Annotated in this window: 9 protein-coding genes; all 9 read left to right on the plus strand. The window is 60.9% G+C overall.

The annotated features are described in order from the left end of the window. The first annotated feature begins 316 nt into the window (after positions 1–316). The 9 genes from EV698_RS09485 to EV698_RS09525 all read left to right on the plus strand — a co-directional run bounded on the left by EV698_RS09485 (position 317) and on the right by EV698_RS09525 (position 12,286). Positions 317–1,564 carry a glycosyltransferase family 4 protein gene (locus EV698_RS09485; RefSeq protein ID WP_130503829.1) on the plus strand — a complete coding sequence of 416 codons (1,248 nt, stop codon included), beginning with the start codon at positions 317–319 and terminating at the stop codon, positions 1,562–1,564. A 67-nt stretch (positions 1,565–1,631) separates the two neighbouring features. Continuing rightward, a complete protein-coding gene (locus tag EV698_RS09490) occupies positions 1,632–2,579 on the plus strand; it encodes an NAD-dependent epimerase/dehydratase family protein (RefSeq protein WP_165385770.1) in 948 nt (315 codons plus the stop codon). Between the two features lie 20 nt (positions 2,580–2,599). Continuing rightward, complete coding sequence (locus EV698_RS09495; protein WP_130503831.1) at positions 2,600–3,610, plus strand: MraY family glycosyltransferase; 1,011 nt, start codon at positions 2,600–2,602, stop codon at positions 3,608–3,610. Positions 3,611–3,716: 106 nt separating this feature from the next. Further along, a complete protein-coding gene (locus tag EV698_RS09500; RefSeq protein ID WP_239016257.1) occupies positions 3,717–5,726 on the plus strand; it encodes a polysaccharide biosynthesis protein in 2,010 nt (669 codons plus the stop codon). 27 nt (positions 5,727–5,753) lie between these two features. Beyond that, complete coding sequence (locus EV698_RS09505) at positions 5,754–7,052, plus strand: nucleotide sugar dehydrogenase (protein WP_130503832.1); 1,299 nt, start codon at positions 5,754–5,756, stop codon at positions 7,050–7,052. Between the two features lie 393 nt (positions 7,053–7,445). Next, entirely contained in the window at positions 7,446–7,718 is a 273-nt protein-coding gene (locus EV698_RS09510) for a type II toxin-antitoxin system Phd/YefM family antitoxin (RefSeq protein WP_130503833.1), read from the plus strand. Beyond that, positions 7,715–7,984, plus strand: coding sequence for a Txe/YoeB family addiction module toxin (locus tag EV698_RS09515; RefSeq protein WP_130503834.1), 270 nt, complete (start codon positions 7,715–7,717; stop codon positions 7,982–7,984). Before EV698_RS09510 ends, EV698_RS09515 begins: the two co-directional genes overlap by 4 nt. Before the next feature lie 155 nt (positions 7,985–8,139). Further along, positions 8,140–11,568, plus strand: coding sequence for an ATP-binding protein (locus EV698_RS09520; protein ID WP_165385771.1), 3,429 nt, complete (start codon positions 8,140–8,142; stop codon positions 11,566–11,568). 40 nt (positions 11,569–11,608) lie between these two features. Then, the gene (locus EV698_RS09525; protein ID WP_207220521.1) at positions 11,609–12,286 is read left to right on the plus strand and encodes a response regulator transcription factor; all 678 of its coding nucleotides are present in this window, start codon (positions 11,609–11,611) and stop codon (positions 12,284–12,286) included. Positions 12,287–12,417 lie beyond the last annotated feature (131 nt).

The raw sequence follows: 12,417 nt of genomic DNA on the forward strand, positions 1-12,417 counted from the left end.
GAGTGCATGTTCACTGAGTCCCCCGCGTAACCGGGCGGTACGAGATAAGATGAGTAGAGCTGGTAGAGATCGGATTGAACGAGCGAGGACCGACGGGAAATGCTGATGTTGCTGAGTCTGTACGTTGTACGGTTGGACAGGTGCAGAGGGATAGGGAGTGCCATGGGTAGGTTGGACGGCACAGGTGTACTCTAGATAATTAATTAGAATTTTATCGCTATACGATTTTTAATTTTTCGATCGGATTTAGGGTGGTCCTTTCTGGCTTCTCTTCGAGCCACCAGAGCGATAACCAAACTCCGAAAGGGTATCGTTAATGAGCGCTAGACGGAAAGTGATTTGGTATATCCAGCATTACGCTGGTGGGCCCGGGGTTGGTCGATACCATCGTGGATATCACCTCGGAAAGAAATGGCTGGATTACGGGTGGGATGTCCACGTTATTGCCGCTGAGAACCATCATCTGATGGATTCAAGTGAATCCGTGAGAACCGACATGACAGTTGATGGCGTGAGTTACCACTTTATGCAGGTTCCTCCTTACACAGGCAACGGCTTGTCTCGATTGCGTAACATGCTTCAGTTTGGACGGTCCTTGCTGGATTTGCGATGCAATGAAATGATTCCGCATCCATCGGTCATAATATACTCGTCGCCTCATTTGTTTGCGGTTCCGGCTGTGAATCGGCTGTGTAAAGACCTGGCGGTTCCGCAAATTGCTGAAGTACGGGATTTATGGCCGTTATCGCTACACCAGTTGGTCGGAATGAAACGAGTCAATCCCATGGCGGTTTATTTGGGATGGCTCGAACGGCGATGGTATAAGCGAGCTGATGCGATTGTCTCCCTTTTACCGAATACGCGGGCTCATTGTGAAGAGAGAGGCGGAGATGCGGCACGATGGTACTATATTCCCAACGGAGTTTCGTTAGAGGAAATAGAAGAGCCTGCAGAAATCGATGAAAAGTTTTTAGCCAGTTTGCATGAGGCAAAAGCCAGTGGTAAGCGAATGCTCGCTTACGCTGGAGGAATCGGCAAACCAAATGCGTGCGAGTATATCTTTGCTGCTTTGGAAAAATTGGATGATGAGACGAAAGAAAGCTTAGTATTAGTCATGGTTGGGGACGGTACTGAGAAAGAACGCTTGAAGGAGCTGGGGGAGAATATCGGCGTGCAGGTGTTGTGGTCCCCCCAGGTTCCGAAGGCTCAAATCTGGACGATATTCTCCCTAGTAGATGCAGGCGTGATCGTATGGCATCGGAAGAAGCTCTACGAGTACGGGATAAGCGCAAACAAGATCTATGACTACATGCTTGCTAAGCTTCCGATTATTCATGCTGTAACGGCGAGTAATGATCCGGTAGCTGAGTCACAGTGCGGCTGGAGTGTGGAAGCTGAAGATCCTTCAAGACTCGAAGAATCTATTCGAGATTTTATTTTTGCATCATCCGAACTATTAAAGGAAAAAGGCGAGCGTGGTTACGATTGGGTGTTAGAGAATCATGAATACGGCAAGTTAGCTGCAAAATACCTGGATGTTGTTGAAGAGGTAACGAACCCTTGAGTTGTGCGTGGGGCCTGACGAGACAGGTTGATTGCGCCGGGCAGAGGACGGGTGTGTGCACTTCTGCGTGACTGGCGCCAGTGGCTTCGTGGGCAAGGCCGTGGTTCAGAAGCTGGTGTCACGGGGTGATTATGTGACGGCTATTGCCCGGACCCGTCAGCACAGAGCAAGTCATGGCGATCGTGTTGAGTGGGTTCAGTGTGACCTTTGCGAATCCACACCGCCACGTGAGTCGCTAGGTACAGTGGATGCAATTATTCATCTTGCTGGTCGGGCGCATGTGCTGAATGAGCGGGGTAGTGACACGGTGCCTGTGTTTCAGCGGGCGAATGCCGAGGCGACCGAACGCCTCGCTGCGCTTGCCGCACGGGTTGGTATCCAGAGGTTCGTGTTTGCCAGTTCCATTGGTGTCCACGGCAGCTCGCTGGCCGATGGGGCGCCTGTTTCCGAATCGTCGGTGATTGATCCGCTTGAACCCTATGCGGTTTCAAAGTGGGAGGCGGAGCAAAGACTCCGACGGGTTGAAGATGATACCAACCTGGAAGTGGCGGTCGTCAGACCTGCCCTTGTTGTCGGCCCAGCTGCCCCTGGCAACCTCAACCGACTTGCGAGACTCGTCCGGCGTGGTCTGCCGGTACCGGTGCCGCGTGTGGACAATGCCCGGTCATTCGTCGAGCTTGATCATCTTGTCGATCTGCTGATCCGCTGTGCGGAGCGACCGGAAGCCGCCGGTGAAACGTTTGCGGCTGCGGAGTGTGATTGGCCGTCTACACGGGAAGTTATTGAGTGGATTGGGGAGGGAGCTGGTCGCCATATGCGTTGCATTAGGCTCCCGAACTCATTTCTTCGTGGTGCCGCCCGGTTGGTGGGGCAGGGCCGACTGTACGATAAGCTATACGGCGATTTGCGTGTTGACGCGGCCCACGCTCGCCAGCGTCTTGGTTGGCAAACTCCGCGTCCATTGGCCGACGCTTTTCGAGACGTAGGCTGGGCTTTCCGCAACTCGACAGGGTGAGTGCATAGATTCAGGCTCTCATGACAGTAATGTTTTCGCTTTCAGCGGCTCTGATGGTCGCGTTTTTGTTGACGGGTATATTGCGCCGCTACGCCCTACGCACAGACCTGATGGACATCCCCAACGACCGCAGCTCCCACGAGGTACCGACGCCCCGAGGTGGTGGCGTGGCCATCGTGGTCGTATCTCTGGTCGGCCTGGTTGGGTTGGGTTTGTCGGCCGCGATGCCGATAACAGCATTGCTCGCTTTGGGCCTTGGAGGAGCGGTGGTTGCAGGGATTGGCTGGCTCGATGATCACAGGGATGTCCCGGCCCGTTGGCGCCTGCTGGTGCACCTGGTAGCCGCCGCCTGGGTTGTCGTATTGGCCAGAGGCGCGCCGCCGCTGGCGCTGCCCGGAGTGAGTTGGGAGTGGGGTTGGTTCGGTGCGGTTGTTCTGGTTTTATTCATCGGCTGGATGCTGAACCTCTACAACTTCATGGACGGCATCGACGGGATTGCTGGAGTCGAGGCAATCACCGTGGCGGGTCCCGCCGCCGCGATGCTGTGGTGGTTGGGTGCATTGGAGTGGGCCTCAGTAGCGGCGTTGATGGCTTCGGCGACGCTCGGTTTTCTGGCCTGGAACTGGCCGCCGGCGAAAATCTTCATGGGCGATGCCGGGAGCGGATTCATTGGTTTCATGCTTGCCGCGCTGGCCGTACTGACCTGGGCGGATGCGGGGCTCTCGATCTGGGCGTGGCTGATTCTGCTGGGCGTGTTCATCGTCGATGCGACCATCACGCTGGTTCGGCGGGCGGTGCGGGGTGAGAAATTCTACGAAGCGCACCGCAGCCATGCGTACCAGCATGCATCGCGATATTACAATCGCCACCTCCCGGTGACGATTGCCATTGGTGTGATTAATCTCCTCTGGCTGACACCGCTGGCGTTCACTGCTGCTTATCTGCCGGAGTGGGGGATCGTGCTGCTGCTGCTGGCATGGACGCCACTTTTGCTGGGCTGTCTTCGCTACCGTGCCGGGCTACCAGATTAAAAGCCTGCTGGCTAAGACATGAACCGCATCGCCAAAGTGGTAACCTCCGTCATGCAGCAGGCAACGACCTCTTAGTTCCTAACCCGGTCATTGCCAGGAGGGCTTAATGGCTTCTTACAGGATGTTCTCAAAGCTTGTAGGCCTGAAACGCCCGTACAAGCAGGCCATCATGCTGGTGGCGGACTTCCTGCTGATGGCCATTGTGGTTTGGGCGGCGTTCGCTTTGCGGTTAGGGGACGGGCTCTCCAGTCAGTTTACGGGGCACTGGTATTTGGCCCTGCTACTGCCCGCCGTTAGTCTACCGATCTTCTATCTGGTCGGGCTCTATAACGCCATGGTTCGATTCATGGGACCGGTGGAGGTGTGGGCCGTCATCCGCGGAGTGACCGCCTCGACGCTGGTGTTTGTCGGCATGTACCTGGCGCTGGGCCCCCAGGCGATACCGCGCACCACCATCACCATCTATTGGCTGATAGGCCTGCTGCTTATCGGCGGATCGCGGTTCCTGGTGCGCGCCCGCTACCAGGCCTATATCAAGCAATATTCCCCGCGTGAGCCGGTGGCGATATACGGCGCCGGCGCCGCCGGCCGGCAACTGGCCCTGTCCCTGCTCTCCACCCGCGAGTACGAGCCGGTCGCCTTTCTTGATGACAATCACGGCCTGATTGGCACCGTCATCCAGGGGGTCGAGGTCTGCTCGCCCGAAACACTCCCCGAACTGATCCGCGACGAGCACCTCAAGCACGTCCTGCTGGCCATGCCCTCGGCCACCCGCGCCCGGCGCCGGGCCATCGTCGAGTCCCTCGAAAACCAACCCGTGCATGTGCGCTCCATCCCCGCCATGGGGGCACTGGTGGGCGGCACCGCCCGCATCGAGGACATCCGCGAGGTGGATATCGAGGACATCCTCGGCCGAGACCCCGTCACACCGGATGACCGCCTGTTGCGCCGCTGCATCACCGATCGATCCGTGATGGTGACGGGCGCTGGCGGCTCCATCGGCGCCGAACTCTGCCGCCAGATCATCGCCCTCCAGCCCCGCCGACTCATCCTCTTCGAGCGCTCGGAACCCGCGCTCTATCACATCGAACGCGAACTCCGGGGCCTGCTGGCGGCGAACGAGAACGCAGACGTAGAGCTCATCGCCTGCATGGGGTCGGTGAGTCATCAGAGTCGCCTCGAAGCCGTGATGCGGGACTACGCGGTGCACACCGTCTACCACGCCGCCGCTTACAAGCATGTCCCGCTCGTCGAAGCCAATCCCCTCGAAGGCCTGCGCAACAACAGCTTCGGCACCTGGCGGGCCGCGCTGGCCGCCCGTGCCACCGGCGTCGAGCACTTCGTGCTGGTCTCCACCGACAAGGCCGTTCGCCCTACCAACGTCATGGGCGCGACCAAGCGCCTCGCCGAACTCCTGCTCCAGGCCCTCGCCGCGGCGGATGCGCAGGCGCTGGCCAACCGGCTGCCGCCCGCCAACGGCCAGACGACGTTTTCGATGGTGCGCTTTGGCAATGTGCTTAATTCCTCGGGGTCGGTGGTGCCGCTGTTCCGCCAGCAGATCCGCGCCGGCGGGCCGGTGACGGTGACCCATTCGGAGGTGACGCGGTATTTCATGACGATCCCCGAGGCGGCGAGCCTCGTCATTCAGGCCGGTTCCATGGCCGAGGGCGGCGAGGTGTTCGTGCTGGATATGGGCGAGCCGGTGCGGATTACGGACCTGGCCCGCCGCCTGATCCAGCTGAGCGGCTACAGCGTGCGCGATCACCGCAACCCCGACGGCGATATCGCCATCGAGTACATCGGCCTGCGCCCCGGCGAGAAGCTCTACGAGGAACTGCTGCTCGGCGAGAACTGCGCGGGCACCCATCACCCGATGATCCAGCAGGCCCGCGAAGAGTTTCTGGCGTTCCCGGCGATGATGGCGCGCCTCGACGAGCTGGATGACGCCAGTCGCGCGCAGGATGCCCCGCGGGCGGAACAGATCCTGACGCAGTGCGTGGCGGGGTTCGAGCGGCCGGGGGGCGAGGCGAGCACTGCGCTTGTCGAGACTGACGATGGCCCGGCGGCGGTGCCGGAACTGCGCGTCGTCCCCGATCCGCCACGATCCACCCACTGAATCCATTCAACGGAATCCACTACTGATATGAACTTGCCCACCGACCCTCGCATCGCCGTCATCGGCCTTGGCTACGTCGGCCTGCCCCTGGCGGCGGCCTTCGCCGAGGCCTACGCCGTCACCGGCTTCGATATCGACACCCGCCGCATCGCCGAGCTCGAGGCCGGGCACGATCGCACCGATGAGCTGAGCGCGGCCGAGCTGGCGACGGCCGCCACCCACGGCATCCGCTATGCCAGTGACCCATCGGCCCTCGCCGACTGCGATGTCCTGATCGTCACCGTGCCCACGCCCATCGACGCCTACCGCCGGCCCGACCTGGGGCCCCTGCTCAAGGCGAGCGAGACCGTCGGCCAGGCGATTAAGCCCGGTGCCGTGGTGATCTTCGAGTCCACGGTCTACCCCGGCGCCACGGAGGAAGACTGCATTCCGGTGATCGAGCGGGCCTCGGGCCTGACCTATGGCGAGGGCTTTTTCGCCGGCTACAGCCCCGAGCGCATCAACCCCGGGGACAAAGCCCATCGCGTCACCGATATCGTCAAGGTCACCAGCGGCTCGACCGCCGAGGTGGCGGAGTTCGTGGACGGGCTCTACGCCCGGGTCATCACCGCCGGCACCCACAAGGCGCCAAGCATCGCCGTCGCCGAGGCGGCGAAGGTCATCGAGAACACCCAGCGCGACGTCAATATCGCGCTGGTCAACGAGCTGGCGCTGCTGTTCAACCGGCTCGAGCTCGATACCCAGGCCGTTCTGGAAGCGGCCGGGACCAAGTGGAATTTCCTGCCGTTCCGCCCCGGCCTGGTCGGCGGGCACTGTATTGGCGTCGATCCCTACTACCTCACCCACAAGGCTCAGGCGGTGGGGCACCACCCCGAGATGATCCTCGCTGGCCGGCGGCTCAACGACGGCATGGGCGCGCATGTCGCCCACGAGGTGGTGAAGGGCCTGATCAAGCGCGGTACCTGCATCCCCCAGGCCCGCGTGCTGGTGCTGGGCCTGGCGTTCAAGGAAAACACCCCCGACCTGCGCAACACCCGCGTCATCGATATCGTCCATGAGCTGCAGGACTACGGCGCCACCGTCGAGGTCCACGACCCGGTGGTGGATGCCGAGGAGGCGCGGGATGAGTTCGGGGTGGCGCTGCTGGGCGCGGAGGCGCTGGAGGGCGAGGGCGGCCAGGCCTTCGATGCCGCCATCCTCGCCGTCGCCCACCGGCCGTTTCTCGAGGCCGGCCCGGCCGGGATTCGGGGCTGGTTGAAACCGGATGGTTATCTGTACGACGTGAAGTACGCCTTTGGTGCCGATGAGGTGGATGGGCGGTTGTAACGTCTGCGCGCAACGCGGATGACCGTGTAAGGGCTGGCGGCTTCGGTTGCCGGCCCCTTTTGTTTTTGGCGGTGGTGGGGGCCGCCAGGGCCGGCGAAGCGCAGTGGGTGACGCGCCGGGGGGGGGAGCCCCGGGATATCCAGCTCTGATGTTTCTGCTCGTAATCCGTTTACCGGCGATTAGCGTATTGGTCGTCCGCGCCTTCTGTTAGTTGTTGGCGGACCCTTGCACACGGTGAGTGTGTATTGATCGATACGTATTGCCCGTGTGCACGGCCTGGCGAAGACCTGCTACATCTGACATCCCGATCGGTGCTCTCTGGAATAGCGCCTTGCTCCGCTCGCTTATACTTTCTATTCTGTACTGGAGTACCGTACAACTCGAGGTAATGCGATGGCGACCGTGAGCGTGAATCAGTTTCGCGACAATCTGAAGGCCTTTGTCGAGCGCTGCCTGAGCGAGCACGAACCGCTGCGGGTTACCCGCCGTTCCGGCGAGGACTTCGTGGTCATGAGCGCGGAGGACTGGGAGCGGGAGCAGGAGACGCTCTACGTCTTGCAAAACAGTCGTTTGATGGAGCAGATCGCCGAGTCGATCAGGACACACGGCGAGCGCGGGGGCTACCGCCCGACGGCCGACGAGTTTGAGGAAATTAACGCTGAATGAGGGCGGTGGTTTTCGAGGGTCGAACCCGGGACGCCTACGAGGAGATTCGCCGGCGCGATCGTAAGCTTCATGAGGCAACACGCCGGGTGATTCGCGAACTCATTCGGTGTGATGACCCCGCCATCGGTACGGGAAAGCCGGAGCCACTGCGACACAGCCTTTCGGGCCTCTGGTCGCGGCGGCTTTCCGCCCGGGATCGCATTATCTACCGCTTTGACGAGACCGCGATCTACATCTACGCGCTCGGTGGGCACTACGAGGGATGATGTCGGCCGTTTCGACCGATGTCAGTTGTTTGCAACCGCGTGCACACGCACGCAAGACCTTGTGATCCTCCTCAATTCGAATAGGCTGCATTGTCGATAATGCGGCAAGAAGGGATGCACTCGACATGGCTGGATGGCGACAGCGCAGGATCCGAGTGTGGGCTGTCGAGCTGCTTGCCATCCTTGTGGGGCTGCTAAGCATGCCTGCGGCCGCGGACCTGGCGAATCCGGCGCCGGGCGTTCTGGATTTACGCCACTGGCAGCCCTCCGATACCCCAATTGCACTGGATGGCGACTGGCTGATTGCCTGGGCGGACCGTGATGAGGTTGAGCCTTATGTCATGCCGGGCGTATGGAATGGTCGTGTGATTGCCGGCGTTCGCCGCGATGGCGAGGGGAATGCGACGCTCCGCGCACGGCTATTATTACCCCGAACGGATACGCCGCTCGCACTCCGAATCAACAACATCAAGTCCGCATCACAGGTGTTCCTCGATGGCGAGAAGGTGGCTGAGCGAGGCAGGCCGGGGACGGACAGCGCCTCCGAGCAAGCGGACCTCAGCGGGATGCTCGTGCCCCTTCCCGACCGCGGCACGGCGGAACTGCGTATTCAGCTCTCCAATCACTTTCACTTCGAAGGTGGTATTGATCGATCGGTCTATATCGGCGATCAACGTGCCATGGAGAGTAAGGCGCGGATCGACGATACCTGGAGCCTGCTTGGCATTGGCGGGATGGGCGGCCTCGCTGTTTACCTCCTGGCCCTTGGTGCATGGCGACAGATTTCACTACCAGGCGCGCTGTTTGTCGCGCTGCTGCTGATTGCCGCCACGCGATTTGCCGCGGTAAGCGGTGTGCTCTACGAGCTGCCGTGGCTGACACCGGGAATGATCATCCGTGCAGATTACCTGCCGGCATTCCTGCTGCCGGGTGCTTATGCACTGTTGCTCGGCAGCCTGTTTCCGGACGATCTTTGGCGGCCCGTAAGATGGGGCATTGTAGGGGTGTCTACGCTGCTTGGTGCCACCGTCTTAATGCCGCCTAGCGTGTTTACTTCGCTACGTGACCCGACTGCGGTATTTGTCATCGCGACGGTGCTTTTTCTAGCGTTGTCGCTTCTGCGCGCTGTCCGTAACAGACGACCGGGTGCGCGGCTGGTCCTTGCCGGCGCCGCGCTGTTAAGTGCTACCGCGGTCAACGACGCCCTGGTTGCTGTCCGACTGCTCGAATCAAGCAATCTGATCGTGCCGGGCACGCTGGGATTCCTCGCCATGCATGGCGTTGCTGTCGGCGGCCGGGTATTCGACACGATGGAGGAAAACCGTCGGCTATCGGACTCGCTACGACACCTCACCCACTCGCTGGAAACCCAGGTAACAGACCGCACGGCAGCGCTGCACCAGAAATCCGCGTTGCTTGATGGTGCGCTCGAAAGCATGGCGCCTGCCGTACTTGCAACAACGAGTCATGGCGATCCGCAGGCGTGGAATACCGCGTTCGCGGCCCTCTTCCGTGTGGAAGACGCCGTGTTGAACAGCCGTCGCCGCGACGTCCTGATCGCAGGTTTAAGGGACAGTCTGGGATCGGTTGCCTCTTTGAACGGCGTCATTCCGTTCGACGGCTTCGCCGGTGCCCATGCGCAACGGGTGACATTGCCCGGGGGCGAAGTTGTCGAGGTGAGCGCCCATCGCCGCAATGATGGTGGCTGGGTGTGTACGTTCATCGATGTCACTGCGCGTCGTCTTTCCGAAACCGGACCGCAGGGCGGTGCGGTTGGCACCTGGGAGTGGGACTTGATCAGACGCCGATTCCAGGGTTCGGCGCGCTACTGGTACTCGCTCGGTTACGATCCGCGACGCATGCGCCGATCGCACATCGATAGTGTCAACGACATCATCGATCTCGCACACCCCGAGGATCGAGGCACGGCTAGGGGAGCTCTGAATGAAGTCTTCCGCAGCCCGGGCCGGGTCGTCGCGAGAGAGCTGCGCGTGCGTCAGCGCAGTGGTGAATGGCTGTGGATACTGGTCAGAGCCTGCCTGGTTCGGGATCGTAACGGGGAGCCCATCCGTCTTGTGGCGGCACAGAGCGACATACAGGCCCTCGTGGAGGCGCGGCAGTCGCTTGAGCGAGCACGTGATGAGGCCCGGCACGACGCTGTTGAAAAAGGCCGGCTACTGGCGGTTCTCAGCCACGAAATCCGCACGCCGTTGCACGGTATGCTTGGCCAGCTCGATTTGCTGCAGCGCGAGCCCGAGATGCCGACGGCGGCCGAGCCCCGTCTCGCCCTCGCCCGGCGCACCGGGCACGAGACGGTCACTCTGCTGGAGGACATCGTCGCGATGTCCGGCGTTGAAGCGGGTCGACAGCTTGTGCGCCAGGAGCCCTTCTCGCCGCGAGAGTTGCTGGCGCATGTCGTCGAGCTCGTGCAGCCACGCGTCGAGTCCTCGCAGTTAGCCATAACCGGACGTGTATGTGAGAGCGTGCCCGATGAGTTGCTCGGCGATGCGCCCAAACTGCGTCAGATTCTCCTGAATCTCCTCGATAACGCGATCAAGTTTACGGACGCTGGCGAGATTGCCCTGACAATGGAGCGAACAGGGGACGGGTGGTACCGACTCGTCGCGACGGATCCGGGCCGAGGCATGGCGGAGGATGAAACCGAGCGGATATTTGATGCGTTCTATCATTCAACCGATGTGCCCGGAGCCGGTCTCGGGCTCTATATTGTGGGTCGTCTGACGCGCCTGCTGGGTGGACAGGTACAGGCGGAATCCGCACCGGGAAGCGGATCGCGGATTTTCCTTGATCTGCCCCTCGACGCCGCTAAGCCGTGCAATACTGCCGAAATACCGTCAGTACCTCGTACTCTTGGAGTCCGGGTCTTGCTGGTGGAGGACGAACCAGCTAACCGCGCCGCGGTACAGGAGATCCTTCAGGCCGAGGGGCAGAAAGTTACCGCCGTGGCGACGGCGGCCGAGACACTGGAGTTGATCGCTGCCGGCAACGAGTTCGATATGATCCTGCTGGATCTGCGCTTGCCGGGCATGGACGGTGTGAGCGTCATGGAGCAGCTTGCAGTGCGGCGACAAGGTCGCAAAATACCCGTGGTAGCCTTCACCGCAGATGACACGGCCGAACGACGCAGTGCGTTTCTGCAAGCCGGTGGTAGCGCTGTGCTAACCAAACCGTTGGAACTGGATGCCTTTTATCGGCTGCTAGCGGGTGTCAGTGTCACCGAACGGTCACCTGGAGCGGTTGATGACCGCTGGAGCGAACTGGCGGATCGCGTCGGCACCGCTACGCTGGCGCGTCTCCTCGACATACTCCGGGACAGTCTCTGCGACATGCGTGCGGAACTCGAAACGGCAGTGACGAGGAGCGATGCTGCCCGCTGTCGGGAGATCGCGCACCGGATCCAGGGAAGCGCCGCCAATTACGCGTTGCATAAGATTGAAGCACAGGCGAGCGTCGTGAACCATCACGACGACAGCGAATCAATCAATTTGGCTTCCGAGCTTGTCACCACTGTTAATGCCGAACTGATAGCACTCGATCGGCGGTTATCCGAACCATCCAGTTAAGAAAAGAGGGGCCTTTTTGCACCACGGGGAAACAGTGATTGTGGTTGACGATGCGCGTGAGAACCGTGAGTTGATCGCCACCTATCTGGAGCGCGAGGGTTATGGGGTATTGCGGGCGGAAAGTGGGGAGGCGTACCGGGAACTGCTTGCGAACGCCGCACCGGCTCTCGTTTTGCTGGATATCGGCCTGCCGGATGTGGACGGCTTGACGCTGGCGCTTGAGACACGGGAGCGCTGCAGTGCGGGCATCATTTTCGTGACTGTGCGCAATAGCCAGTTCGATCGGGTTGCGGCACTGGAGCTTGGCGGCGATGACTACCTCATCAAGCCGGTTGATCTGCGAGAGCTGCTGGCGCGAGTGCGCAGTGTGCTCAGGCGCCGCTATACCCCCGAGGCGCATCAGGGAAGCTCGGTGTTCGAGTTCGCCGGATATCGTCTGGATCTGATCCGCCGAAGCCTTATTGACGCCGGCGGCCAGCCAGTACAGTTGACCACGGGCGAGTTCAGTCTCCTGGCTGCATTGCTGGATGCTGACGGTGAACCGGTCGGCCGTGACGCGCTGCTGAGCGTTATCAGCAATCGTGACATCGAAGATATCAGTGAGCGCACGGTCGATACGCTGGTACGACGCCTGCGGCGTAAAACGGAAGACGACCCCGCCCGCCCCTTTCGCATCCAGACTGTCCACGGCGTTGGCTATCGCATCAACCGCCACTAATGGCCGATTGAAATGTGACTCGCTGTTAACACTGCGTTAACTCCTGTCGCTTGGACAGCCCACCCCCGCGGTATAGCGTCAACTCTGGAGATAACACTCGGAGTACCGCCAATGTCGGCGGAGCCTCCAAT

It is taken from the genome of Spiribacter vilamensis, from assembly GCF_004217415.1.
Taxonomy (GTDB): domain Bacteria; phylum Pseudomonadota; class Gammaproteobacteria; order Nitrococcales; family Nitrococcaceae; genus Spiribacter; species Spiribacter vilamensis.